This window comes from Lacihabitans sp. CCS-44, assembly GCF_024343735.1.
Classification (GTDB): Bacteria; Bacteroidota; Bacteroidia; order Cytophagales; family Spirosomataceae; genus Leadbetterella.
The window spans coordinates 267,871-294,807 of the sequence record NZ_RJUE01000061.1; the positions used below are offsets into that span (position 1 = coordinate 267,871).

General features: G+C 35.0%; 23 protein-coding genes and 4 tRNA genes. 7 read left to right on the forward strand and 20 right to left on the reverse strand.

Annotation, left to right across the window (positions count from 1 at the left end; translation table 11 throughout):
• Window positions 1-8: 8 nt before the first annotated feature.
• From EGI26_RS17515 to EGI26_RS17545, 7 genes are all read right to left on the reverse strand, one after another.
• A complete protein-coding gene (locus tag EGI26_RS17515; RefSeq protein WP_255080368.1) occupies window positions 9-887 on the reverse strand; it encodes a ParB/RepB/Spo0J family partition protein in 879 nt (292 codons plus the stop codon).
• Window positions 877-1,545, reverse strand: coding sequence for a ParA family protein (locus EGI26_RS17520; RefSeq protein ID WP_255080369.1), 669 nt, complete (start codon window positions 1,543-1,545; stop codon window positions 877-879). Before EGI26_RS17520 ends, EGI26_RS17515 begins: the two co-directional genes overlap by 11 nt.
• 104 nt (window positions 1,546-1,649) lie before the next feature.
• The gene (locus tag EGI26_RS17525; RefSeq protein ID WP_255037687.1) at window positions 1,650-2,513 is read right to left on the reverse strand and encodes an RNA polymerase sigma factor RpoD/SigA; all 864 of its coding nucleotides are present in this window, start codon (window positions 2,511-2,513) and stop codon (window positions 1,650-1,652) included.
• An 83-nt stretch (window positions 2,514-2,596) separates the two neighbouring features.
• Window positions 2,597-4,738 carry a polyribonucleotide nucleotidyltransferase gene (gene pnp, locus EGI26_RS17530; protein ID WP_255080370.1) on the reverse strand — a complete coding sequence of 714 codons (2,142 nt, stop codon included), beginning with the start codon at window positions 4,736-4,738 and terminating at the stop codon, window positions 2,597-2,599.
• Window positions 4,739-4,859: 121 nt separating this feature from the next.
• On the reverse strand, window positions 4,860-5,135 hold the full coding sequence (rpsO, locus tag EGI26_RS17535; RefSeq protein ID WP_255049719.1) for a 30S ribosomal protein S15: 276 nt from the start codon (window positions 5,133-5,135) through the stop codon (window positions 4,860-4,862).
• A gap of 94 nt (window positions 5,136-5,229) precedes the next feature.
• Window positions 5,230-6,699: an LptF/LptG family permease gene (locus EGI26_RS17540; protein ID WP_255080371.1), complete on the reverse strand. Its 1,470-nt coding sequence runs from the start codon at window positions 6,697-6,699 to the stop codon at window positions 5,230-5,232.
• 69 nt (window positions 6,700-6,768) lie between these two features.
• A complete protein-coding gene (locus tag EGI26_RS17545; protein ID WP_255080372.1) occupies window positions 6,769-7,149 on the reverse strand; it encodes an START-like domain-containing protein in 381 nt (126 codons plus the stop codon).
• A 140-nt stretch (window positions 7,150-7,289) separates the two neighbouring features.
• On the opposite strand from EGI26_RS17545, the gene EGI26_RS17550 reads away from it, so the two are divergent.
• A tRNA-Met gene (locus EGI26_RS17550) sits at window positions 7,290-7,363 on the forward strand.
• A 43-nt stretch (window positions 7,364-7,406) separates the two neighbouring features.
• Here the strand turns inward: EGI26_RS17550 and EGI26_RS17555 are convergent.
• From EGI26_RS17555 to EGI26_RS17595, 9 genes are all read right to left on the reverse strand, one after another.
• Complete coding sequence (locus EGI26_RS17555; RefSeq protein WP_255080373.1) at window positions 7,407-8,783, reverse strand: HAMP domain-containing sensor histidine kinase; 1,377 nt, start codon at window positions 8,781-8,783, stop codon at window positions 7,407-7,409.
• The gene (locus EGI26_RS17560; protein WP_255080374.1) at window positions 8,780-9,481 is read right to left on the reverse strand and encodes a response regulator transcription factor; all 702 of its coding nucleotides are present in this window, start codon (window positions 9,479-9,481) and stop codon (window positions 8,780-8,782) included. Before EGI26_RS17560 ends, EGI26_RS17555 begins: the two co-directional genes overlap by 4 nt.
• 4 nt (window positions 9,482-9,485) lie before the next feature.
• Window positions 9,486-11,168, reverse strand: a complete 1,683-nt coding sequence (locus tag EGI26_RS17565) for a sodium:solute symporter (protein ID WP_255080376.1) — start codon at window positions 11,166-11,168, stop codon at window positions 9,486-9,488.
• A gap of 118 nt (window positions 11,169-11,286) precedes the next feature.
• Window positions 11,287-13,428, reverse strand: a complete 2,142-nt coding sequence (locus tag EGI26_RS21255; RefSeq protein ID WP_255080377.1) for a tetratricopeptide repeat protein — start codon at window positions 13,426-13,428, stop codon at window positions 11,287-11,289.
• Window positions 13,429-13,533: 105 nt separating this feature from the next.
• Entirely contained in the window at window positions 13,534-14,295 is a 762-nt protein-coding gene (locus EGI26_RS17575; RefSeq protein ID WP_255080378.1) for a patatin-like phospholipase family protein, read from the reverse strand.
• 20 nt (window positions 14,296-14,315) lie between these two features.
• Window positions 14,316-15,161 (reverse strand): MBL fold metallo-hydrolase, encoded by an 846-nt coding sequence (locus EGI26_RS17580; protein ID WP_255080379.1) that lies wholly within the window; start codon window positions 15,159-15,161, stop codon window positions 14,316-14,318.
• 23 nt (window positions 15,162-15,184) lie between these two features.
• Window positions 15,185-16,594, reverse strand: a complete 1,410-nt coding sequence (rlmD, locus tag EGI26_RS17585; RefSeq protein WP_255080380.1) for a 23S rRNA (uracil(1939)-C(5))-methyltransferase RlmD — start codon at window positions 16,592-16,594, stop codon at window positions 15,185-15,187.
• A 191-nt stretch (window positions 16,595-16,785) separates the two neighbouring features.
• Window positions 16,786-16,858, reverse strand: a tRNA-Lys gene (locus EGI26_RS17590).
• Window positions 16,859-16,893: 35 nt separating this feature from the next.
• Window positions 16,894-16,966 (reverse strand) — tRNA-Lys (locus EGI26_RS17595).
• 48 nt (window positions 16,967-17,014) lie between these two features.
• Between EGI26_RS17595 and EGI26_RS17600 the strand changes: the two genes are divergently transcribed.
• Together EGI26_RS17600 and EGI26_RS17605 are read left to right on the forward strand one after the other, a co-directional pair.
• Window positions 17,015-17,743 carry an SH3 domain-containing protein gene (locus EGI26_RS17600; RefSeq protein ID WP_255080381.1) on the forward strand — a complete coding sequence of 243 codons (729 nt, stop codon included), beginning with the start codon at window positions 17,015-17,017 and terminating at the stop codon, window positions 17,741-17,743.
• A gap of 74 nt (window positions 17,744-17,817) precedes the next feature.
• A tRNA-Leu gene (locus EGI26_RS17605) sits at window positions 17,818-17,901 on the forward strand.
• A 45-nt stretch (window positions 17,902-17,946) separates the two neighbouring features.
• Here EGI26_RS17605 and EGI26_RS17610 read toward each other — a convergent pair.
• Window positions 17,947-19,545, reverse strand: coding sequence for a DUF5723 family protein (locus EGI26_RS17610; RefSeq protein ID WP_255080382.1), 1,599 nt, complete (start codon window positions 19,543-19,545; stop codon window positions 17,947-17,949).
• Between the two features lie 18 nt (window positions 19,546-19,563).
• Here EGI26_RS17610 and EGI26_RS17615 point away from each other — a divergent pair, with 18 nt between their 5' ends.
• The 3 genes from EGI26_RS17615 to EGI26_RS17625 all read left to right on the forward strand — a co-directional run bounded on the left by EGI26_RS17615 (window position 19,564) and on the right by EGI26_RS17625 (window position 21,973).
• The gene (locus tag EGI26_RS17615; RefSeq protein ID WP_255080383.1) at window positions 19,564-20,997 is read left to right on the forward strand and encodes a circularly permuted type 2 ATP-grasp protein; all 1,434 of its coding nucleotides are present in this window, start codon (window positions 19,564-19,566) and stop codon (window positions 20,995-20,997) included.
• 53 nt (window positions 20,998-21,050) lie between these two features.
• A complete protein-coding gene (locus tag EGI26_RS17620; RefSeq protein ID WP_255080384.1) occupies window positions 21,051-21,614 on the forward strand; it encodes a DUF6580 family putative transport protein in 564 nt (187 codons plus the stop codon).
• 65 nt (window positions 21,615-21,679) lie between these two features.
• Entirely contained in the window at window positions 21,680-21,973 is a 294-nt protein-coding gene (locus EGI26_RS17625) for a DUF4286 family protein (protein WP_255080385.1), read from the forward strand.
• On the opposite strand, the gene EGI26_RS17630 is transcribed toward EGI26_RS17625, so the two are convergent.
• Window positions 21,970-23,826: a putative porin gene (locus tag EGI26_RS17630; RefSeq protein ID WP_255080387.1), complete on the reverse strand. Its 1,857-nt coding sequence runs from the start codon at window positions 23,824-23,826 to the stop codon at window positions 21,970-21,972. The two genes, EGI26_RS17625 and EGI26_RS17630, sit on opposite strands and share 4 nt — an antisense overlap.
• Before the next feature lie 46 nt (window positions 23,827-23,872).
• Window positions 23,873-24,895, reverse strand: a complete 1,023-nt coding sequence (gene lpxK / locus EGI26_RS17635; RefSeq protein WP_255080388.1) for a tetraacyldisaccharide 4'-kinase — start codon at window positions 24,893-24,895, stop codon at window positions 23,873-23,875.
• Between the two features lie 2 nt (window positions 24,896-24,897).
• Here lpxK and EGI26_RS17640 point away from each other — a divergent pair, with 2 nt between their 5' ends.
• On the forward strand, window positions 24,898-25,965 hold the full coding sequence (locus EGI26_RS17640) for an o-succinylbenzoate synthase (RefSeq protein ID WP_255080389.1): 1,068 nt from the start codon (window positions 24,898-24,900) through the stop codon (window positions 25,963-25,965).
• On the opposite strand, the gene hemF is transcribed toward EGI26_RS17640, so the two are convergent.
• The gene (gene hemF / locus EGI26_RS17645; protein WP_255080390.1) at window positions 25,952-26,863 is read right to left on the reverse strand and encodes an oxygen-dependent coproporphyrinogen oxidase; all 912 of its coding nucleotides are present in this window, start codon (window positions 26,861-26,863) and stop codon (window positions 25,952-25,954) included. The two genes, EGI26_RS17640 and hemF, sit on opposite strands and share 14 nt — an antisense overlap.
• Between the last annotated feature and the right edge of the window lie 74 nt (window positions 26,864-26,937).

Sequence of the window (26,937 nt, forward strand, 5' to 3'; positions counted from 1 at the left end):
AATCAGGTTTATTTTTTTAGTTTAGCTATTATATCCTCTAGTTCTTCTTTTGACCCAAAAGGAATTTTAATTTCCCCTTTAGATTTAGAATCCGCCACCACAGCTACTTTTTTGCTAAAAAGTTGAGATAGTTTTATTTGTAAATCCTCCAAAACAATCTTTGAAGGTTTATTGGAAGGCTCAGTACTGGGCTTTTTAACTTTTAGACCCGAATTAATTTCTCTCACTAAATCCTCAACCTTTCTTACCGAGAACTCTTTACTTAGAATTTCCTGATAGGTATTTAAAAGCAAATCTTCATTCTCAATTCCCAAAAGTGCTCTTGCATGGCCCATGCTAAGTTTTTTTTCAGCTAGACCAGTTTGTATAATCTTCGGAAGATTCAACAATCGTAAGTAATTATTAACAGTAGTTCTATCTTTACCTACTCTCGAACCGAGTTCATCCTGCTTTATATTACACTCTTTCAACAATCTTGAATAAGCCAGTGCAACCTCCATAGGATTAAGATTTTCCCGTTGAATGTTCTCAATTAATCCCATTTCGAGCATTTGCTGATCTGTAGCTTCTCTTATATAAGCAGGTATTTTGGTAAGCCCGGCTAATCTTGAAGCCTGAAGTCTCCTTTCTCCAGAGATTAATTGATATGCACTACCGATTCTACGAACAGTAATAGGCTGGATTATACCTTGTACTTGAATAGATTCCTTAAGTTCAATCAGTGCATCTGAATCAAAATGTGTTCTAGGTTGGTAAGGGTTTGTTTCGATGCTATCTACGCTTATTTCATAAGTTTCAATACTTTGAGCATCATTTTCCTCCATTTGTTTTTCGGGTAATAAAGCACCTAAACCTCGCCCCAAGCCCATTCTTTTCTTATTTATCATTTTGTATTTCGTTGGCTAGTTTTAGATAATCCGCAAAACCCACATTTGGAACATATTTGTTGAGATTTTCAATCGTTAAACGTTCTAATCCTAGGTAATAGTTTCTTGAAATGATTGTATCGTACATCAAATCCGAAAAATTCTCTTTTATGAATTTTATGAACTTAGGCATGATTTGATTGTGTTCGTCGTACTTTGTTAGCAATATTCCTCCAATTTTTAGTCCTTCAATACCCAATATTTTTTCAATGGTTATGTTTAGATGGTCTAGCCCATAAAACTCACATTCGATAGGTATAATTACCGAGTTAAGAATTTTTAAGATTTCGGTATTACTGTCAGATTCAAAAGATGGAAAATCGAAAATTATATAATCATATTCTTCATCATATTCTTCAATATGACTTAAAAGTGACGCTATGTCTTGACCTACTTTTAAATATTTCCAAGCGGATTGACCTATTTTGACCTGTTGAAGTTGCCCTTGGTCTGACACTTTGAGGTTTAATCCTAAAAGCTTCGAAAAATTGTTTCTCGAATCCAAATCTATTACCAGCACATTGGTACTCAAAGTAGCGAAACTTTCAGCCAAAAAACCTGCCGTAGTGGTTTTACCGCAGTTTTTTTCAATATTATAAATCCCTATTTTATCCGCCATTCTTGAAAATAATCACAAAGTTGGTTCAAATCTTTTCAAACAACAAATCTCGACTCGATGTTTTACTAAAAAAAAGAGGTTCAAACTTGAACCTCTTAATTTTATTATCCTAAATATGCTTTTAGAGCTTTACTTCTAGAGGTTTGTCTGAGCCTTCGGATGGCCTTCTCTTTTATCTGTCTCACTCTTTCTCTTGTCAAGTTAAATTTCTCACCTATCTCTTCAAGCGTCATTGCTTGCTCGCCATTTAAACCAAAATAGAACATGATAACCTCTGCTTCTCTTTGTGTAAGCGTAGAAAGTGCTCTCAAAACTTCTCTTCTCAATGAGTCGTTCATTAGCTCTTGGTCTGGTCTGATTTCGGTATCATTTTCCAATACGTCCAAAAGGCTGTTTTCTTCACCTTGAACAAACGGAGCATCCACAGATACGTGTCTACCTGAGATTTTCATGGTATCCACAACCTCATTTGCCGATATTTCAAGAACCTCAGCCAATTCCTCAGGTGATGGCTCTCTTTCAAACTTCTGCTCCAATTCTGAGAAAGTCTTCGAGATTTTGTTCAACGAACCTACCCTGTTAAGGGGCAATCTTACGATTCTAGATTGTTCTGCCAAAGCTTGCAAAATACTTTGACGAATCCACCAAACTGCATAAGATATAAATTTAAAACCTCTCGTCTCGTCAAATCTTTGAGCAGCTTTGATAAGACCTAAGTTTCCTTCGTTTATAAGGTCACCTAGTGAAAGACCCTGATTCTGATATTGTTTTGCTACCGAAACAACAAATCTTAAGTTGGCTTTTGTCAATCTTTCCAAAGACAATTGGTCTCCATCTCTGATTTTCTGAGCCAAAATAACTTCTTCATCGGGAGTTAAAAGATCCACTTTACCGATTTCCTGAAGGTATTTATCAAGAGATTGACTCTCTCTGTTGGTGATTTGTTTACTTATTTTGAGCTGTCTCATTTTATGAAATCAAGTTATTTTTTAATGAAAGTCTAAGTTTTAGACATTATTTCCGGACTAATCTAACAACAAACAAAAGTTTATTATTGTTCAGTCTGTGGTTTTTCTTCTCTTGGAGGCCTTGGCAATAATATTTTTCTAGACAATCTGTATTTTCCAGTTTTCTTATCCACTTCAGTTAATTTAACTTGAAGCTGATCTCCTTCTTTTAATACACCGTCCATACTTGGCAAACGCTCCCAGCTTATTTCTGAAATGTGAAGAAGGCCTTCTTTTCCTGGTAAAAACTCACAGAAAGCACCAAATGGCTGAATAGATTTCACTACTGATTCATAAACTTCTCCTACTTCTGGCATTTTCACGATGCCTTCGATTCTCTTACGAGCTGCATTCATGCTTTCGCCGTTGGTAGCAAAAATAGAGATATAACCTTTGTTGTCTTTTTCTTCTATGTTTACTGTTGCTCCAGACTCTCTTTGGATTTCCTGAACAACTTTACCGCCTGGTCCTATAACCGCACCAATCAATTCTCTCTCGATAATAATGGTATGGGCTCTTGGAGCATGTGGTTTCAAGTCCTCATTTGGTTTAGCAATAACCTCTGTCATTTTACCCAATATATGCAAACGACCAGCTTTGGCTTGGTTAAGTGCTTTTTCGATGATATCGAAAGATAAACCACCAATTTTAATGTCCATTTGGCATGCTACGATACCTTTTGTAGTACCAGTAACCTTAAAGTCCATGTCTCCCAAATGATCTTCGTCTCCTAATATATCAGACAAAACAGCCCATTTACCGCTTTCTTGGTCAGTAATCAATCCCATTGCAATACCTGAAACGGGAGCTTTGATAGGCACACCGGCATCCATCAAAGATAAACAACCAGCACATACTGTAGCCATTGACGAAGAACCATTAGATTCTAAAATATCACTGATGATTCTTATCGTGTAAGGGTTTTGATCATCTGGCGGCAAAACTTTTTTCAAAGATCTCTGAGCCAAGTTTCCATGACCTATCTCTCTTCTACCCACACCTCTGTTTGGTCTTACTTCACCTGTTGAAAATCCAGGGAAATTGTAATGCAAATAGAATCTTGAATATCCTTTTACCATTGCTTGATCAACTATTTGCTCGTCAAGTTTGGTACCCAAGGTTGTGGTTGACAATGATTGCGTTTCGCCTCTAGTAAACAAAGCCGAACCGTGTGCAGAAGGTAAATAATCCACTTCACAAACGATTGGTCTGATTTCATCAAGTTTACGTCCATCCAAACGTTTACCTTCGTCCAAAACCATTTTTCTTGAAGCATCATAAGTGATGTCGCCAAAATATACTTTGTGTAACGAATTACTTCTTTCTTCTTCTGGAAGGCTTTCTTTGAATTCTTTCAAAATACTGGCAAAGCCTTCGCTCCTGTTGCTTTTACCGCCACCAATAGTACATACTGCATAAACTTTGTCAAAAAGTTCATCGTACATTTTCTTTTTGAGTTCTTCGTCGTGTGTCTCGTGACAATATACACGTTTTGTGGTATTTCCAACTTTCGCCTCAAGCTCTTTTTGGGCAGTAACTTGTAGTTTTATGGCATCGTGAGCAACTTTCATCGCTTCTACCATTTCGGTTTCAGAAATTTCATTTCCTTCACCTTCTACCATCAATATACTGTCTATTGTTCCTGCAACTATAAGGTCTAAATCCGCCTTTTCAATTTCAGAAACTGGTGGATTGACTCTATACTCGCCGTTTATTTTACATACTCTAACTTCAGATATGGGTCCGTTAAAAGGAATATCTGAAACCATAATGGCAGCAGAAGCTGCCAAAGCTGCTAATGCATCTGGCTGAATACTTGCGTCTGATGAGTGTAAAGTCACCATTACTTGTACTTCAGCATGAAAATCTTCAGGGAAGATAGGTCTAAGGGCACGGTCAATTAATCTTGAGATTAAAACCTCGTTGTCAGACAATTTACCTTCTCTTCTTTGAAAGCTACCAGGAATTTTACCTGCCGAAGCAAATTTTTCTTGGTAATCAACTGATAATGGTAGGAAATCGGTACCTTCTTTGTGTTCTTTGTTGGCACAGACAGTAGCCAACATCACTAAATTACCGCTTTTTAAGACTACAGAACCGTCAGCTTGACGAGCTAACTTTCCAGTTTCTAGGGTAATGGTTTGTCCATCCGGCATTTGGATGGTTTGAGAAAAAACGTTGAACATTTAGTTAATTTTTGTGTTGTATTTCCGCTTTTGATACAACTATTTAATCCTTTATTCCGCGGGGATGATAATTCTAGTTTTAAAGAAAAAAAGGGGAATCTCGTGAAAGATTCCCTCATTTTTATTTACGTATGCCTAATTCAGCAATAATTGCTCTGTAGCGACCGATTTCTATCTTTTGAAGATAATCCAACAATCTACGACGCTTACCAACTAATTTTAATAGTCCTGCACGAGTTGAATAGTCATGTTTGTGAACTTTCAAGTGCTCGGTAAGGTGAGCTATTCTAAATGTAAATAATGCTATCTGTGATTCAGCAGAACCAGTGTCAGATGCTTTTCTGATGAGACCTTTCGATTCGAAAATCTCTTCTTTCTTTTCCGGAGTTAAATACATTGATTTTAACCTAGATTAAATGATAAATAAATAAAAACAGCTGCAAAGATAACACTTAATTAGAAATATTTAAGTATCAAACAATTAAAATATTTCAGGAAACAATGGTGTCTTTTCTTTTGGTGATTTTTTGAATCAAAGACGATATTTTGTTGAAAAGTGCATTATAAGTGTCATTTTCAAATAGTCTGGCATCGTTTGACGCTTTACGCATTAGAAATATGCCAATAACGAGCAGTATGAAATTGGGGATCCATACGCCTACAATCACGGGGATGAGACCTTCTTTGGCGTATTTGTCGCCTAGCTGCATCAATACATAATAAAATATAAAGAAACTGATAGACACCAAAACGGGCATTCCGAAGCCACCTTTTTTGATAATAGAACCCAGCGATGAACCTACTAAAAAGAAAACCAAGCATGAAAAAGCCATGGTAAGTTTGTGCCAACGCTCCACATCTGATCTCCAGACATCTTTCTGTTTACTTGTGAGAATATTTAGGTCAGTTTCTACTTGTGACTTTAGATTTTGAATATGCGAAAGTGCATATTCTTCGGTTTCTTTTGACCGATATCCAGTTTTAAGTTCAACAAGTTTTTTCTCAATCCATGGCCCTGGTTTTATTTCTGCAATTTTTGAAGTGTCCTTGTCCAATATTTTTTTGAAAAGGAAAGAATTTTGGGCTTTTAATTGTTCAGTTTGGTCGTCTATGCTTTTGCTTATTTCTATTCTTGTAGAATCTATTTTTTTTGTGAGCTCACCAATATTTTTCATGTACTCATGGTACTTAAACTGGTCTTCGTTGGTGCGTTTAATACCGAAACTTTCTAAGGAAAATACAATTTTATTCTTCCTAAAGTTGTTTTTTGTAAATTGTGTTTCGTCATAATTATTAAAGCTATTTTGGTGCTCTATGTAGTTTCTGCCATTGAAAAGCTCAAAAATTAAATAATTGTCGTTGTACATAGTGTACATTTTGCCTGAGTCTGCAATGGTTATGTTTTTGTTTCCGTTGTTGCTTGTGTGATCATAAACAATTACATTTCTCATGGTTCTGCCATCTGGGAGCTTTTTCTGCACTTTTATTCTATACCCTGGTATTTCTTTGTAAAAAACACCTTCCTGTATATTCAAGGTCATTTTGGTGGTTTTTACATCCCATAATAGTGAATAGCCTTTTAAGTTTGCCCAAGGATTTACATAATTATTATAAAAAAATGAGCCAATCGCTACCAAAAAGGATAATATGAAAGTTGGTAGAATGAGTCTTGAGAGAGGAATGCCGGCAGATTTCATAGCAGTGAGTTCTGTATGTTCACCCAGATTTCCGAAGCACATTAAAGTAGCTAAAAGTGTGGCCAATGGCAAAGCAGTTGGAACTGTAATGAGAGAAAAGTACATAAAAAGCTTTCCAAAAACCGATAAACCGAGATCTTTACCAATAAAATCGGTAAAGTACATCATCAAGAATCTCATTAGAAAAATAAACACTACCACAGCCGTAGTAAGTATAAATGGTCCAATGTACGCCCTAACAAATAGCTTGTCGATTTTTTTCATAGAAGCAGATTTCGATGCAAAAATCGTCATCTTTTGCTCCAAAACAAAATAATTAAGTTTTATTAAGACTTATCCTCCTACTATCTCTTTGAGTTCTGCAATAAGCCCTTTCCAAACAGTTTCGAGATCATTATGGTCATCATTGTCCGAGCAATCTGTTACTTTCAGAAATATAGAATTGTCTATTTCGCTAGTAACTAACTTAAACTCTAGGAAGTTTCCCTCATCCGACCCTATGAAATCAAAACGAGTGGATTTGTTGAGCCTTGTAGAGGTAAGTTCGGCTATATGTACCTCTGTATCCCATGTAAAATGAAATAAATGATTGCTGTCCATAGTGACTTTGTCAGCAAACCATTGCTGCAAACCACCTGCGGTACTGATATAATTGTATAAAACCTTTGGAGAAGTTTTAAATGGGAACTCTTGGGTAAATTTGAATTTCGACATAGGAGTAACTTTTTGTTCCGATTTAAATGATTTGCTTTATTAATGCAAGAAAAAATAAGAAATAATTAATTTTTTGAATAAGTTTTGAAAAAGGTTTTGGAAGTAATATAAAGTTTTATACTTTTGCACCTCGATTCAACGGCGGGGTAGCTCAGATGGTTAGAGCGTCGGATTCATAACCCGGAGGTCAGGGGTTCGATTCCCCTTCCCGCTACTTTTTCTTCTCAGAAAAAGATTTCTCAAATCATAGTTTTATTTTAGAGATGAGGCAATATCACATTGAAATTGCTCCCTTGTCCTAGTTCACTTTTGAGTATTATTCTTCCCCCATGTATATCTACTATGCGTTTACAAATAGACAAACCAATGCCGTGACCTTTGTAGTTTGATGCGTTTTTGGTTCTAAAAAACGGTTCGAATATTTTTTCGTGGTCGTCTTTCGATATTCCTATGCCTGTGTCTGCCACGTTGATGATGCAATTGCTCTTGTTGAACCTAATATTGATCACCGCCATGTTATTTTCAGAGTATTTACAAGCATTATCTATGAGATTATTAAAAAGTGTTCTTAGCAGTGATTTGTTGCCGTTTATAGTAACAGACTCATCATCATCGGGTATTTCCTCGAAGTCGATAGAAATACGATAGTTTTGATGTTGATGCTGGAGTTCGTCTTGAACTTCGAACAAAATCTCGTCGATTCTTATCGGAACCATTTGTAATGACTTATCACCTTTTTCGGATTTTGCCAATTGCAAAAGTCCGTTTATGAGTTGAATAAGTCTTTGATTATCAATATTTAAAGATTTAAGAATTTCTTTATATTGCTCAGGTGTTCTGTCTTTTTCTAATGCGACTTGAATTTCTGACTTTATAGCTGCAAGTGGTGTTCGAAGTTCATGAGATGCGTTACTTACAAAGCTTTTCTGAAGTTCAAATGATTTTTCAATTCTAGAAAGCATCTCGTTAAAGTTTCTAGCAAGTTGGGCTATTTCATCCTTATTATTGCCTGTGCTTAGTTTTTTTGTGAGGTCACGAGCTGTAATTTTAGATACTTCTTGGTTTATTCTAGAAATAGGCTTAAGTGATTGACCAGCAAATACAAAGCCAAAAATAATTGTGAGGAAAATAGAAGAAACTAAGCCAATAGTCATGGCCTCTTTTATCCTTTCGAGTTTTTGTTCTCCGTATGTATCTTCAGCTTGGGCGAGGATCAAATAGTCTTTTTTTAGCTCCTCGTCGGTATACATTAGCCCAACTACTTTCTTGTTTTGGTAGTTTGCTTCATGGTATTTAAACTTTCTGATTTTCTCTAAAATTTCAGGGCTGTAAGGGAACTTGTTGACAGAGTCAATATTACTGTAGGTTACAAGATTTTCGTCGTTGAATACTAAAACTTCTGCCGCATAGAGGCTCGACAACGTATTTCTATCAACAATTTTCAGAAAGCGTTTGTCGAGATTTTTTTTGTTTATGAGAAGTTTTGCAGTTGTTTGTGCCCTGTCTTTAAGGTAATTATTGAATTCATCTTTGGTATAACCTTCTAGCAAATAATAAAGTGAGACCGAAAAAACCACTAAGATGAGAGCTACTATCAGTGTAAATTGAAAAGCTATTTTTGTCCTTATTTTCATTTCTCAATCTCTTCTTTCAAAATATATCCCATTCCGGTTTTTGTATGTATGAGTTTGGGTGTAAAGTCTTTATCAATTTTTTTTCTAAGAAAATTGATATATACCTCGATGACATTAAGACTCTGTTGGTTGTTTTGTTCCCAAAGATTTTCGGCAATATCGGTTTTTGAGACTACTTTTCCTTTGTTTTTGATTAAATATTCTAATAAAGAAAATTCTTTGGGAGTAAGTTCTATATTTTGGCCATCTCTCATCACAATTTTCGACTCAGAATCTAATTCTAAATTGGCAATTTTTAATGTATCTTGTTGGTCGCTTTCAGAGTTGTGATTTCTTTTAATGAAGACGTTGATCCTGGCCAAAAGCTCTCTAAAATCAAAAGGTTTTACTAGATAATCGTCCGCACCTTTTTCAAAACCTTCTATTTTGTCTTCGGTTTCTCCTAAAGCTGTTAGCATTATAATTGGAATTGACGGCTTTTTTTTACGAACCTCTGAACAAACTTCGTATCCATTTAACCCTGGAAGATTCAAATCCAATAGAATTAGGTCGAAATCATTATGAAGGGCTAATTTTAAGCCAATTTTTCCGTCAAAAGCTATTTCTGTCTCAAAGCCCTTTTCTTGAAGCCCCTTGCTGATGTTCTGAGCAATTCTTAGGTCGTCTTCTACTATTAATATTTTTTTTGACCCACTCATTTTTTTAAACTTTTAACTTTTGGAATATCCAACTAAAACCCACCACCAGCAAAACGCCAATAGGATTTAGCCATAAAAATGCTACAAGTTCGTATTTCCAAATCAAAATTACTAATATTTGACCCAAAATAGCCGCCCAAAATATAGGTTTGGCTTTTATTGACTTTAGATAAAAGGCCACGAGGAAAATTCCCAATATGATACCGTAAAACCATGAACCCAAGATATTTACGAGTTCAATCATACTGTTACCAAGTTTTTGGGCAAAAGATGCCACCACAATACAAAAGATACCCCAAAAAATAGTAAGGGCTTTAGAATATTTTAACTCCAATTGTTCTCCTTGGGGCTTGTATTTGGTTTTGTAAATAACATCTACTAGGCTTGTTGCGGCCAATGAGTGATACGCCGAAGCCACTGAGCCCATAGAGGCAGAAAATATAATAGCCACGAGAAGTCCAATAAATCCATGCGGCAAGAAATCCATGATAAATCTCAGAAAGATATAATTCACGTCGTTCGGGTCACCAGACGGATTGTTTTTCTTAACGATTTCTGAAACTTCCGATTTTAGTCTTTTTTGTTCTTCTATAATCTCGTTAAGATGGGAGCTGCTGGTGTTAACAATAACATCATTGTCAGATTTAAGGGCGTCTTTCAGATCTCTCACAACTTGCTTTTTATCAGCAATTAAGGCAGTATTTTTTAGTTCTAATTTTTTATACTGTGCTGCATACTGGCTGTTTTCTATTTTAGCTACTTCTACCTTATTATAAAACACTGGGGAGTCATTGAATAGATAAAATACAAACACCAAAACACCAATTAAAAGAATACCGAATTGCATTGGGATTTTAATGAATCCGTTCATTATCAAACCCATACGACTTTCTTTGATTGATTTTCCAGTGAGATATCTTCCTACCTGTGATTGATCTGTTCCGAAATAAGATAATTGTAGAAAAAAACCACCAATCAAGCCAGACCAAAGATTATACCTTTCGGTAGGGTTAAATTTCAAATCTATGACATTCATTCTACCAGTTTTGCCTGCAATTTGTATAGCATCGAAGGTACTCACATCTGCAGGCAAGAGTTTCACCACGCAATAGCCAGCAAAAAACAATGCAAAAGTTACAAAAAACATTTGTTGTAAATGTGTGTATGAGATGGCTTTAGTACCTCCTATAACGGTGTAAATCAGCACAATACCACCCATAATGATATTGGTAACGGTAATGTCCCAGCCAAATATTGTAGACAAAATTATAGAAGGGGCATAAATAGAAATACCTGTAGCTAGTCCCCTACTGACCAGAAACAAAATAGCTGTGAAAATTCTGACTCTGGCATCGAAGCGGTTTTCGAGGTACTCATAGGCCGTGTAAACTTTTAACCGATGAAAAATAGGCACAAACGTAATACTGAGTACAATCATGGCCAGTGGTAGCCCAAAATAAAACTGTACGAAACGCATCCCATCGGTAAAGCCTTGGCCAGGAGCTGACAAAAACGTAATGGCACTCGCCTGTGTAGCCATCAAGGAAAAACCAACATGATACCATGGTAAAGATTGATTTCCAAGAAGATAACCATCAATGTTGCTGTCTTTTCTGTTTTTGTATATTCCGTAAAATATAATAGAAGATAGCGTAAGTACAAGAAATAGCCAATCGATGTTGGTCATGAAAAATAATGGGTTAGTAATAAATATAAGATTATTTGTATCAGCAAAAAGCCTGTTAGAATCCAATACACGGTTTTCCAAGATTTAAAAAATGGCGGTTTCTCTGTCATTCTGTAATTTAATTTAAAACTGCCAATAGTTCTTTTGCCTTTAGTACCAAGTCAGAACTTGGATAACTTCTCATAAAATCATTTAGAGAAATCACATATTGGTCTTTATTACCGATTTTTTTCAGAACCATAATTCTTAACATGGCCATTTTGTCTTCTATTTGACTACCCACGTATTCGTTTAGACCTTGATCTATGAGTGTAATGGCTTCGTTGAAATTATTACTTTCGTAAATTGCAAAAGTTTTGGCATAAAAGGACTGAGCTTCTGTTTCTTTGTCTTTACTCAGTTTAATTGAGCCTTTTTTCAGTTGTCTTGAAAATGAAGATGCGGGGTAATCCTTTAGCAATCTAGCTGAAAAAGCGTTGTTTTGAGCATCCTTTTCCATTATTGACAAGTAATAAAGGGCTTCAGGTTCGTAAACAGACCTTGGAAAGTTTGTTATAAGATTATTGAAAGTGGTCTTTGCTTTTTCTTCATCGATGAATTTCAACTTATAGATTTTACCAATTTGAAATAAGGCCTCTTCTTGTTTTCTTTTCGAAGCCATTTTCTGAATGTTACTGCCAGGTATTTTTTTTAGAAGTTCTTTTTTTTCTTCTTCAATTTCTTTTTTGGCAAGAAGCTCTTTCATTTCAGTCTCAGAGTTGGCCATGGTTTTTACACCAGCTTTTGCGGTGTCGAGGGTCTGTTTCTCAATTTTTATGCTAAACGAACCCATCGTTTTTTCAGACCGTCTCCAGTTATCTTCCAGTGGCCTATTGCCCCAGCTTCTTACGAAATCGTTTTTAGCCTTAATCGACTCAACTTGATCATATAGCAACCATCTTTTAAAATCTTTGGGCAAGTTGCTCGTAGTGGAAGTTTTGAGAACAGAATTTGTGAGCGTATTTTCTTCTGCTTTTTTCTTGGCTTCTTTTCTTTCAATTACCATTTGCTCAAGCTTGTAGTCGAGTTCTTTGGGATTCATTGCGGCCAACATTTGTAGACTATCTTCTAGGTCATAAGCTTTCTTGTATTTGATAAAATCGTTCAAAAACATTGCTTTTTGTCCTATCTGAGAATTACTTTGCTCGTTTTTCGGCAAGGTAATCAACGTGCTATCATAATAAACCCCAGCCATTTCGTAGTCCAGCATTTTTTCGAAATACATATCGCCGAGTGCTTTGTAGGCTGATGCTTTTTCCAAAGGATTATCTACTGATTCAGCTATAGCCTTATTGAAGTTCAAAATAGCAGCTTCGAAATTATTCTTTTTGGCCTCAGTTTCCCCCATTTTAAAGAATATCTTGCTTCTCAAATCTTGATTTTTTCTATCTTCCAGCATCTTCTCAAACGTAATGTTTGTATTCTTGGCCAAAGACTGACTCGTAATAAGCCCCAAATTGGCATGAAATTCTAAATCGTAATTGGGTTTGTTTTTGAGTACTTGATTATAGTTTTTTCTTGAAAGGGCAAGTTGGTTCAGCTCTGCGTATAACTGAGCAGCAATAAAATGCAAACGTGCCTTTTCATTGCCCTTTTTCATTGTTTTTAAGGCTTCGTCTAAGAAAACAACTGCAAGTGCGGGCTCATTTTGAAGCTGGTGATAATAGGCTTTAGTGGCAAGAAATTGCGATTTGTTTTTACCACTCAGTTTTTGGTTTTTCAACAAGTCAGAAACCTGATTTGCACTCACCAAGTCCTCATTTTCAATATAAGACCTCATCAACCATATCAAAGCTTCGGTTTTGGCAGAAGCAGATTTGGAGGCGGTATTTACATATTTGAAGGTTTCGAGGGCATTAAAAATCTCTTGTTTTTCTAATCTTGCTTTTCCAAGTAATAAATAAGCCTCATCTAGGTGTCTACTATTTGAATGTCTTTCAGCTATTATGGATGATTTTTTTATGGCATCTGTCAAATAAAGTTTTGCAGAATCGAGCCTTGTAGAGTCTATTTTTCTAAATATCGGAAGCGTTTCTTCGTAAGTTTCTTTGTTGTTTGCCAAAATGATTTCATTTGCAATTTTGTAGTCTTCGCGGGCAATAAGGAGTGCGTTATATTTTGCGTTTGTATTATGCCATGTTTTGCTGAGCGGTCCATTTTTATATTGGCTGCAGGATAAAGAGAAGATTACAAAAAAAAACAATAAATATATTTTTCTCACTGTTTAAATAGGTTCTGTTGAAAGTCTTAACGAACATTTTTACTAATAATTATCCAATTTAATGCCAAAATAAGCACCGATTACGATTTTTGAGCATTTTAAGTTTTATAAAAACATTTCTGCCGACTTTTGTAATTGTTGAATGGCCGTATTGTAACCCAAATCAAACATTTCTTTGGCATTTTTTAGGCTTAAGCCATTAAAGTGTACGATGTTTTTAGGTTCAATCAAAATATCAAATTTGTGGTTTTTCCTCGCACTTTGTTCACCTATCGACATCAAAAGCGATTTCATGATGATATCTTTTGCCGAACTTACTGGCATTTTCCTTTCTATGGGCATTACATTAACCCCAATCTTTAAATCTACCTCGTCTTCTATGGGCTCAATAGGCATATTGTTTAGAACACCTCCATCAATGTATGATTTACCTTCTATTATAACTGGTGAAAATATGCCTGGAATTGCACATGATGCCGTAACCACTTTTGCCAAGTTATTACCTGACCTAAAGTAAACAATCTCCCCTCTCCGTATCTCTGTAGTGGCTATAACCAAAGGAATCTTAAGTGATTCAAAGCTGTTTTCTGGCAAATATTCTTTTACTAACTTTTCGACTTTTTCGAGCGAAAATATTCCCATTTTATTGAAAGCCAGCTTGATATTGCCAGAAATGCCCTTTTTTAAGATAATTTCTGATATTTCATCGGCGGTATACCCATAAGCATAAAATGCTCCTATCAGGCTGCCTACACTTGCTCCAGAAATTATATCAGGTCTAATTTTTAGCTCATCAAGGGCTTTTAAAACACCCAAATGTCCAAATCCTCTTGATCCACCTCCAGATAATACTAAGCCTATTTTCATGTTGTTAGATTTTATTTATTTCAAATAAACTCATAAAGCTTCCCAAGGTTTTTGGCTTTATACCCTCGATCGGTGATTTCAATTTCAGCCACTTCGTTTACAACATCATGATCGAAGAATAAAAGAATGTTTTCTTTAACAATCCTATCAAGAAGCAATGACTTTTCTTCCATGGTTTGCAATGGTCTTACATCGTAGGACATGCAATAAGGCACATGAATATGGGCAAAAGATGGAATGGTGTCCGCCGCAAAAATAATTTTCTGATGGTTGTAGTTTATGATTGGCATAATCATTTTCTCCGTATGGCCATCTGCATAAATGAATTCAAATTTGTCGCCCAATGGATTTTGAGAATGATCAACAAAATTTAGTTGCCCACTTTCTAAGATGGTTTGGAGGTTTTCAGTTAAAAAAGTAGCTTTTTCTCTTTGGTTGGGTTGCATCGCCGATTCCCAATGAAGGCTATGCGTCCAATATTTCGCGTTTGGAAATGTTAGTCTAAATGCATCTTTGGTAGAATTCCAACAAACAGCACCGCCGCAATGATCAAAATGTAAATGGGAAAGTAAAACATCCGTTACTTCACTTTCATGGTATCCGGCATCTCGAATAGATTTAATTAATTCTCCATCACCATGTCTAAAATAGAAATTCTGCCATTTTTGGGCTTGTTTGTCGCCCATTCCTGTGTCAATCAGCACCAATCGGTTGTTATCCTCAACCAATAGACACCTCATTTTCCAACTGCAAAGGTTGTTGTCATCAGCAGGAACCATCTTTTGCCAAATTGTTTTTGGAACAACACCAAACATTGCCCCACCATCCAACTTGAAATTGCCAGCATCGATTACAGAAATCTTCATTTTAAGAGTAAAATTTCCTAAAATTAAGATTTTAAAACTAAACTCGCTACATTTTCTACATGGAAAGTATGCGGAAACATATCAACTGGGTTGATTTTTTCGACCTCATATTTTGCTGACAAAATTTCAATATCTCGGGCTTGAGTCGCTGGGTTACAACTGACGTATACTATTCTTTTCGGTGATATTTTAAGTAGAAGCTCACTAACAGGGCGATCCATTCCGGCTCTTGGCGGATCTACAATTACTATATCAGGCATGCCTTTTTGTGCTATAAAGTCGTCGGTGAATATTTTTGCCATATCTCCAGCAAAAAAACTGGTGTTATGAATACCGTTGATTTCAGAGTTTATTTTGGCGTCGTCCACAGCAGCATCTATGTATTCAATTCCGACTACTTTCTTTGCCTTTTTTGCAACAAAATTGGCGATTGTTCCTGTGCCGGTGTACAAATCATACACTAGGTCGTTTTCTGAAATTTGTGCAAAATCACGCACAATTTTATAAAGATTGTAAGCTTGGTCAGAATTCGTTTGATAGAATGATTTTACCCCAATTCTAAACTTGAGACCTTCCATCTCTTCGGTAATATAGGGCAGTCCATAATAATTGACAGGTTCCAGATCAAAATAAGAATCGTTGCGTTTTTGGTTAATAAAATAATTCAGTGAAGTTGTTTGTGGGAATTTCTCAATGAATTTGTCTAAAACCGTTTCTATTTTATCTTTAGAATCATTTGCAACTTGGAGCACCACCATCACTTCTCCTGTAGATGTTGTACGTATCATCACATTTCTGAAAAAACCTTTGTGCACTACATGGTCATAAAAAGGTAAGCCACTTTGGTGAGCATAATCACTGAAGAAATCTCTAATGGCATTAGATGGGTCGCCCTGAAGAAAGCATTTTTTGATAGGCAAAACCTTCTCAAATCTCTTGGGAATATGAAAACCCAAGGCATCTTTAGATATTTCTTCTCCCGAAGCCACCTCATCGTTCGTGAGCCATCTAGAATTAGAAAATGTATATTCGAGTTTGTTTCTATAAAACGTTGTATGAGCAGAGCCTAAAATAGGCGTAAACTCAGGAAGTTTTACTTTTCCTATTCTTGTTAATTGATCGTAAACCTGTTTCTGTTTTTGTTCTATTTGTTTTTCGTATGGAATATGTTGCCATTTGCACCCACCACAAACGCCAAAATGTTCACAAAAAGGCTCAATTCTATCTGCGGAGTATTTATTTATAGCCAGTATTCTACCTTCGGAGAAATTTTTCTTGGTTTTTGATACAAGTAATTTTACTTCATCTCCTGGGCAAACATTGCTACCTTCAACAAAAATAACTTCACCGTCGTCTTTTACAATGCATTTTCCTTCAGCCGCAAAATCCAAGATTTGGATATTTTCAATGACTCTTTTCTTACTTTTTTTCATTTGGTGTTTTTTAAGGCTTTTTTTAGATTAAAACGGAATTCTCAAAAAGACTAAAAATAATAAAATCTCGATTCAAACCATTTCTATTTATCAAATAATTAATTTTGCCTTTGAAAAAACAAGGAAGATTTGATGAACGAGAAAATGAGTTTTGGACAAATAAAAAAAGCGATGAATTTTTCATCGCTTTGTGATCCCGCTGGGATTCGAACCCAGGACCCATACATTAAAAGTGTATTGCTCTACCAGCTGAGCTACGGAATCGAAAATGATTCTAAAAATATTTCTGAAAACTTAAGTGATCCCGCTGGGATTCGAACCCAGGACCCATACATTAAAAGTGTATTGCTCTACCAGCTGAGCTACGGAATCAAGACCTTGTCTCAAATGAGGATGCAAAATTATGAAATTAACCCAACAATGCCAAGACTCTTTTTAAAATTATTATTACTATTCTTTCTGTTTTTCTTTCAATTCGCTGATTCTAAGGCACAAAATGATGTAGCCAAAAAAGCAGATTCTTTATTTAATGCAAAAAAATATTCGGAAGCTGCAAATATTTATGAGCTCATTTTTAGAGATAATCAAGTAAATAAGCCAAATATCACTCTGAAGCTAGCCTACATTTACGAAAGTTTGGGAGATTTTCCGAAAGCTATCTTTTATTTGAACAACTATTATAATCTCAATCCAGATGATGAGGTATTTGAAAAAATGAATAAGATGGCATTAGAGAATAAGTTTACTGGTTTTGAGAGAAGTGATTTAAACTTTATTTTGGTTTTGTATCAACAGTTCTATATTTATATCCTTTATTCGGTTATTTTAATAGGTATATTTATTTTAGTAATACTCTTTAGAAAGAAAATATACAATAAGAAAATACTTCGGAGACATCTTCTACTCGTAGGGCTTTTTATAATCTTTCTTTTAGTTTTTATAAATGTGCCCAATTCGTATCAATCAGCTATTGTCAATAAAAAAACTTTCTTTAGAGAATTTCCTTCTTCTGGTTCATCAATAATTGGCACAATAGATAAAGGAAACAAAATCAATATTTTTGGAGAAGAAGATATTTGGCTTAAAGTCTTGTGGAACAGAAAGATAGTTTATATCCACAAAAACGATACTTGGATATTAAACGGGTAAGCATTTAAAAAGTTTAATTTTTTGGGTTTCTAGTTTTTTAATTAGTTATAAATACATAATTTTGCTTCTGCATTGGCGAGGTGGTGGAATTGGTAGACACGCTACTTTGAGGTGGTAGTGAGCGAAAGCTTGTGAGAGTTCGAATCTCTTCTTCGTCACAATAATACATTGATTAGCAGGCAATTACAGTTGCCTGCTTTTTTTTACCTTCTAAATTTTTTCTTGCGATACGATTGCGGATTGGCAACTACAAAACACTTTAATGGACTGCCTGGAAGTCTGTGATAAATAGGAATAAAAGCCCCTGCGTAAACCGAAACACCCCTAGGGTTGAAGGTATTAATCCAGCCAGTGATGTTGTCTGACCCCAAAAAGAATCCATAATATCTAACAGCCACTCCAATATTGAGGTTTTTGTAATTATTTTCTAAACCAATAGGCAATGCTATTTCTAAGTCTTTTTTCTCATATCTAGGAATAATAGCAACACCTGAATAATTAAGAATTCCTCTCCTACTTGAACTCAGAAGGGATTGTCTCCAATTTAAGTTAACATAAATATTTTCTTTAAGAAGATAATCAAATGTGAAGATGCTCGTGGCGGGCATTAAAATAATAAACGAATTGTTGTTTGCACTTGCATTTCCAAATATAGAGTTTGTGGTGGCTATTACTTGCTCAAAACCGTTAAACTTTTGGTATGTTTGCGGAAGAATGATGTCATTTGAGCTAAACAAAGCATTTGTTTCTACATTGCTATTGAATTTAATAAATCCTACATCAATGAGAGAAAATCCTATTTTATAAAGATACTTGTTCTTTGAAGGATTTGTAAATTGCTTCCTATTGTTACTTCTTGTATATGCTTGAAAATCAGGTCTATATTCATAAATAATCCCTATATCACCTCCGAAACCCTTTCCAATTCCTGTAAGTTCAGTCATTTGACTTGTGAAATTTGAACTTTGAAGCGAACTAAAAGTTGAAGCATCAGTAAGTGTAGCTTGTACATTTTTTATATCAATATCTTGCCTTGTGTTATCGTTTAGATTTCGCATTATTGTGAAATCAAAGTTTTTAGAGCCGATATGATTATAATTGTTTGAAGCAAAATATTTCCCAGAGGCTCCGATTTTTAAGAACATGGATTCTTCCTCAATTAAGACTTTCCCGATTGTACCATAAAATTCGTTTATAAAACTAGAATTGAGGTAGCCGTGTTCATTTTGATAAGTGTTTCCAATCAGATCTTCTGACTTTGTTCCTTTAATTATGGTTTTACCAATTTCATCTGAAGCTTTAGTTAAAGAATTCATGAATCGGTATCTGACTCCAATACCTATACCCAATCCTATTTTTTTGATATCAAGACCAATAGCTGGGCCTTTGGCTTCTCCATTTGCAAATATTGACAGGTCCTTTCCTGTTGAAGAGACTTTCAAATAACTAGGTTTCCAAATAACTTTTGAACCATCTGCATTCCTGTATTTGTTTGGTGTAGTTTGTGTGGAAAAGCTTAATAAAGAAAAAGGAGCATTCCATCTCACATAATTATTTTGGAAATCTATACCCACAGTAGCCAAATTGATAAATACATTCTGCCTTGTATCTACTACATTTGAAGGGTTTGTGGCTAAGCTATTGGTCCCCGAATAGTTGCTTCCTGTTATCCCCAAAAAATTTTGAGAAAAAACGCTATTGCTTAACAAAACGAAAACGTAAATTTTGTACTTTGAGGGCATGAATACTAATAAGACGATTTTTGTTGCAAAAATATCACTATTTGTATAGTTTATTACCATATTTTACCAAAGAAAAAAATGAACAGTAATTTTAGCAACTACCAAACGAATCAATTTTATGATGAGTTGATTGGCTCAAATAACCTTCCGCATAAAGGGATAGAAATGGTATATGACTATTTCAATGATTTGAGTATAGATGAGCTGAAGTCAAGACAAAAGAATCTTGAGACAGCCATGATAAACATGGGTATAACTTTTAACGTGTACTCAGAAGAAGGCGGAACAGAGAGGATTATTCCCATAGACATTATACCCAGAATAATCAAAGCCAAAGAATGGAGTAGGCTCGAAAAAGGACTAAAACAAAGAATTTTTGCTCTGAACGAATTCTTGAAAGATATTTATTCTGATCAAAAAATATTAAAAGACAAAGTAATTCCTTCAGATGTAATTTTCAGCAGCAAAGGCTTTATCAAGGAATGCATGGATATAAAGCCGCTGAAAGACATCTTCATACATATAACAGGCACAGACTTGATTCGAAATCATAAGGGTGAATTTGTGATATTAGAAGATAATTTGAGGTGTCCGTCGGGCGTATCATATATGCTGCAAGGCCGTGAATTGTCTAAACAAGGGCTTTCAAAACTGATTTCCAAGGCTAAAGTAAGGTCAATAAGTGAATATACTGAGAAACTTTTTGAGGTAATGAAATATGTTTCTGGTAAATCAGACCCTACAATTGCTGTTCTAACACCAGGCATTTACAATTCGGCTTATTACGAACATTCATATTTGGCACAGCAAATGGGTGTAGAATTGGTGGATTATAGAGATTTAGTGGTAGAAAATGATGTGCTAAAAATGAGAACCACAAAAGGCCTGAAGACCGTAGATATGCTCTACCGAAGGCTTGATGATGTCTTTATAGATCCAAAAGCATTTAATCCTACATCTTTAATTGGTATTCCGAATTTATTTAAGGCTTATAAAAAAGGAAACTTGGGCTTGGCGAATGCATTGGGAACAGGTGTGGCAGATGATAAAGTGGTATATGCCTATGTTCCAAAAATAATTAAATACTATCTGAACGAGGAGCCAATATTGTCAAATGTAGAAACATTTCTTTGCGAAGACCCCAAAAGCATGAAGTATGTATTGGAAAACATAGACCAATTGGTGGTAAAAGAAGCCAACGAAGCGGGAGGTTATGGTATGCTCATCGGGCCTAAATCGACAAGAGAAGAACAAGATATGTTTAGAGAAAGGATAAAATCTAATCCAAGAAACTATATAGCTCAGCCTACGATCTCATTATCTACTGCTCCTTGTTTGGTAGATGAAACCATTGAAGGCCGTCATGTGGATCTCCGCCCTTATATCCTTTTTGGAGAGGAGATTTATGTAACACCGGGTGGTTTAACGCGTGTGGCTTTGAAAAAAGGATCGCTTGTTGTGAATTCATCGCAAGGTGGCGGAAGCAAAGACACTTGGGTGTTGAAGGAATAGAAAACTTTTTTATTGATAGGCTTTTTTTGTAATTTTGTCAAAAAATAATTGAAATGTTGAAATCAGAGATAAAAACGGGTCTTATAATAGGTACATTGATAATTTTAGCCGCTCTTTCTAGGTTGGTCGATCATCCTATGAATTTTACGCCGATGACAGCTATTTTGTTGTTTAGTACTGCATATATTACCAACAAATGGTTAAAGCTGATTTTTCCTTTTGCGACCATATTGTTTACAGACATGGTTTTAGAGGCTGTAACGGGTTATGGCTTTCATTCAGGTTCTTCTTTGGTGTATCTGGGCTATGCTCTCATTTTTGGGATAGGCTATTTGTTACTTCAAAAGGTTAATTTGGGTAGAACCATCACTGCGGTTGTATTATCTTCAACAGTTTTTTATTTATTGACCAATTTTGCATTTTTCTATCCTGAAAGTGTAGTTCCAAATCCAGCAATTGGAGCTTATCCGCATAATTTTTCTGGAGTTATTGCTTCCTATCAAGCTGGTTTGCCATTTTTTAGAAATATGCTTGTTGGAGATTTGACATTTACTTCAATCGTGTTTGGAAGTTATTATCTGATCAGAAACTTTGGTCTTAAAACTATCAATAACTGATTTTAAAATATTTTATAACGAGGGTATTTATTTCGATAAATACCCTTTTTTATTTGCGAAATACTATGTTTTTAGAAAATATAACCTTCTCGATCTCAAAAAACAGAAGCGAGGACTTCGAAAGATGGATAAAGCCTGAATTGCAAGATATTGAAATTTGGGTAGAAGACATTCATACCTATAAACTTTTGACTGAAATAGACCCTCAAAGCTGCAATTATTCCGTTCAGTTTTCTTTTGTTTCAAAAGAGCAACACGAGGTTTTTAAACAATTGCATTTTGATACTTTATTGGCAAAGATTCAGAATAATTTTGAGGGGGAAGTCTTGTATTTCAATACATTGCTGCAAAAGTTTTAATCAAAAATTGGCCAATCTACTTTAAACAAGAAAGCCCGAGGAGTGGCCAAATAGTACGGGGATGTATAAAAACCCTGGTACCGCAATCCTTGGTTGGCATGGCCTAGTTTGAAGGCCAACCGAACTTTATTTACCTGAAAAGACATGTAAGGGTCTATGGTAGCAACTCCCCAAACCTGAAAATCGTCTTGCAAGTAAAATTGATTTAAGAGCGGAGAATAAGCGTCAGCTGTATATTTAGACTTAAAAAAGACATCAGATCCCACAAAAATCTTCAATACTTTAGCATAAGTGAAGTTGAACTCAATGTTTGTGAAATTTATCAAAGTGGGCAATTTATAAATGTCTTTTGCATTTTGAATATTTAAAATAAACTGATTACTCGCTTTAAATTTTGGCCTGTTGATGCCCACATTCAAGATGAGATTCGTAATATTTATAATGGTATCGGTTTGTATTGGTTTCAGTTTTTGATTTAAATATACATAGTTGCCGAGTAAGGTATTGGCCAACTCAGGTTTAAAGCTCAAGGATTTGTACTTCAAACCATATCCAGCTTTTAGGTGTGTTGTAGATAATCCCTTAAATGAATTATTCCAGCCTATTACTCCGTTGTCAAAATTATCATAAAACAAGCCTACTGGAATAACAGATTGATAAAATGTACCTTCTAAACCTTTGAATGACAATTTCGAATTCAGTAAAAAGTTTTTTAGGCTGGCAGAAAACTCTGCATCAGCATTAAGGAAATTTGAGGAGTCTTTGAAATAATATCCTAACGAACCACCAAGGAATGTTTCGCTTTTTAGGTTGGTTTTAAACTTTTCAGAAAACTTATTGTCTAATCTATAAAAACGTTGTCTGGCATGGAGTAAATAATTGAATCCTTTATAACGCCCTTTGAATCCTACTTTATTTGACAGTACATTAAAGGAAAAATTCTGAATGAGCGAATCATTTTCTAAAACAGTAGGTTCAATGTTATAACTAAGTTGGGTAGAATTGGTCGAAAATTGTGGATCTACAAAGATGTGTTTTTGATGTTCGTAATCTAACACATGAAAAACTTGAAAACCGTTTTTCAATACAAATTGTTGATAGGTATGCAGGTTGTTCCATCTTTCGGTGTTGTAAACACCATTTGTAAATTGAGAATCGTAAAATCTTCTGTAATTACTCTTCAAATCTTTGATATCTATCGACAGATTCTCTTTTATTAGTATACCTCCTTGTTCTTTCTGATTGTGATTTAAATGATAAAATGTGCCTAAAAACGTGTATTTCTTGTTTTTTGAACTGTAGTTTGTCGAAATATCATAATTCCAGTGGTCTATTAATTTTTCCTCTGCATTGGTTGCGTCTATTTGTTTTGAAGAATTATATTTTGAAACATTCAATGTAAAGTTCAGCCTCGGGCTTATGTTTTGGCTATGCGTGAAATCTAGTCTAATGTGCCCATTAGAGCCTTGCATGTAAAACAAATTGGTATAAGGCGATCTCGTATTATAGTACCTGAAATTAGCCACATTAGGAGTGTACAAACTAAAAGCATTTAGCCCAAGTTTGGTGGATGGGTCAGAAAGTTCCTCAAAAAGTATCGATTTGGATGCTGTACCAATATTTCCTAAGTCTTGGTATAGCCAATTTCGTTCAACCAAAATGTCAGATTTATAGAAATTTTCGAGTGTTGTATCAGGATTGTATTCGGTATTGAAGTTTTTCAAAATGTTCTTTTCCAATCTGAATTTCACACTTTTTGGGCCATAAACCTGTTTCGTAGAATCGTCGAGGATTTGTGCAAAGGTCAGATTGATGAAAAAAGAAAAGAAGACCGCAAATGTGAAAAACCGCATATTGTATTAGAAACAGATTCAAAATACAAATAACGTCATTTTATAATTAATAGATAAATCCAAGTCGTTCAAAAATCTCTTTTTTAAGCTCTATTTCGTTAAAAATTCTTACTTTCTGAGTAGAAATGTAGAAAAATGGCAAGATTTCAGGATTTAGCAAAGGTTTAATTTTAACAAAATCTTTTTCTGTACAAACAAAATTAGAGTTGGGAAAAAGTCTCAAAATATCTGCAATTTCTTCTTTTGAAAAGTCGTGATGGTCTTTGTATTCAAAATGCTTTTCTATTTCAAAATTCTGTTCAAGACCGGTTTTAAATCCTTTATTATTGGCAAGTCCAGATATTAATACAACTTTAGAATTATTTGATAAAAGAGCGTTTTCGGTGTTTGAGGGTGCTAAAGATTGAAAGACAGCAAAATAAATTGGCGTATCATTTTTTGCATATTTTCTAATATTGTCAGCCAATAAACCTCTCTCAGTTTCTGAAATGTACTCTGGGCATTTCGTCACGATGATTATATCTGCTCTTTTTGCCCCACTTTTTGATTCCCTCAGGAGGCCAGTAGGCAAAAGAAAATCATCGAAAAATGGCCTTGAATAATCACATAAAAGAATATTTACTTTGGTTTTTAAGTATCTATGCTGAAAAACATCATCAAATAAAATAATATCCAAATTAGGTTGGATGGACAATGCTTTTTTTAAACCTTCTACCCTATCTTCTGAAACAAAAAAACTTTTGTCTTGATTTTTTGTAAATAACATAAATGGTTCATCACCAACCTCTTTAGGGGTAGATTTTGAGCCTATTTGCAAAAAACCTTTGGTTTTTCTACCATATCCTCTGCTGATAATTCCTATTTTATAATTTGGAAAAACTGAAATCAAATAATCAATAATCGGTGTTTTTCCAGTGCCACCAACTATGAGATTGCCCACTCCAATGGTCGCAATATTAGGCTCAAAAGTCGGTAAAACCTTAAGTTCAAACAAAAGATTCCTTAAACTTGTAATACCTTTGTAGATAAGCGAAAAAGGGAACAATAAATACTTTAAAAACTGTATCATAAATGGCTTTGAAGGCTCAATATTACAAACATACATTAAATTTTAGATTTGAAGCCGGTACTTCTCGTGGAGTTTTGAAAAAAAAAGATTCGTATTTTTTGAAACTTTTTTATGAATCACAACCAGAAATTTTCGGATTAGGCGAAGCTGGACCTTTGGAAGGTTTAAGTTTGGATTTTGGCACTTTGGCAGAGAATAAATTACAAGAAATTGTAAATGCCATAAATTCAGGAAATTATGGTTCAATAGAAGATTTAAAATCTAATCTAAATGTCTATTCAAGTGTATTGTTTGCATTAGAGACAGCCTTATTAGACATAGAAGATGGAGGAAAACGTCAGATTTTTAATAATTCATTTTTTAATGATTCTGACAAAATAAAAATCAATGGGCTGGTTTGGATGGGCAACAAGGATTTTATGAAATCTCAGATTATTGAAAAACTGGAATCTGGCCATGATACAATAAAACTAAAAATTGGTGCTATTGATTTTGATGAAGAAATTGAACTACTGAAATTCATAAGAAAACAATTTTCTTCTGAAGAAATTTGTTTGAGAGTTGATGCCAACGGGGCTTTCTCTTGTCAAGACGCTTTGGACAAACTGAAGATTCTATCAGAATTTGACATTCACAGTATCGAACAACCCATAAAAGTAGATCAATGGGACGAAATGGCAGATTTATGCCAAAAAACGCCCGTTCCTATAGCTTTAGATGAAGAATTAATTCCAAATTCAGCAAATAAAGAGAAATTATTAAAGCATATTCAGCCGCAATTTATCATTCTAAAACCAAGTTTAATGGGCGGTCTTGTAGGTTCTCGGGATTGGATAAGCAATGCTGAAAGCTTGGGAATCAAATGGTGGATGACTTCGGCCCTTGAATCGAACGTTGGTCTTAATGCAATTTGCCAGTTTGCCAAGGAATTTGATAACCCTTTGCCACAAGGTTTGGGAACAGGCAAGTTGTACGATAATAATTTCCAATCACCGCTCACAATAACCTCTGGCAAGATATTTTACAAAAAGAATCAAGAATGGGATCTAAGTTTCTTTAAATCCAATTAGTCCCTTTTACAAGTAGATTTTGCGTTTCAGCCTCTTTCGTGCCGGCTTTCACGTCAAAATTATAATCCCAGTCTGCATGAGGAGGTAGACTCATTAGTATTGATTCTGTGCGGCCGTTGGTTTCTAATCCAAATTTGGTTCCTCTGTCCCAAACCAAGTTAAACTCGGCGTAACGACCCCTTCTAATGAGTTGCCATTTTTTTTCTTCGGAGGTATAAGCTTTGGAGTAATTTGCGTGCATCAAATCGGTATAAATCGGTGCAAAAGACTCTCCAATAGATTTGGTAAACGAAAAAAGTTCGTTTTTACTATGGATAGTGTTTGTTTGAGGAATTAATACATCAGGTTTTAAATAATCATAAAAAATGCCCCCAATACCTCTGGTTTCTTTTCTGTGTTGAATAAAAAAATAATCATCTGCCCAATTCTTGAAATTCGGATAGAATTTTTCATCATGTTTGTCACAGGCAGCCTTTAATTTTTCATGAAAACCTTTGGCTTGTTTTAAGTCAATATAATGAGGAGTAAGGTCAATACCACCACCAAACCAAGATTGGCCATCTGAAAGCTCAAAATACCTCACATTCATGTGGATGATAGGCACAAAAGGATTTTCAGGATGCATCACAATAGAAACGCCCGTAGCAAAGAAATTAAGATTTTCTTTTATTTTCAACATCGTTTTTAAAGATGATGAAAGCTCCCCCTCGACGGCAGAAAAATTAACACCGCCCTTTTCAATAATTCTTCCTTTATTTAACACCCTAGTTCTACCGCCACCACCGGTTTGATGCTGCCAATTGTCTTCCTTGAAGCGGCCTTTATCATCCGTGATTTCAATACTTTTACAAATATTGTCTTGTAGGTTTTTAAGGTATTCGGTTATTTCGTCTCTCATAAATTTATTGTTGGGGAAGTAAAAATATATCATTCCGTCTATATTCCTATGGGTTTTCATTAAATTTGCGACTC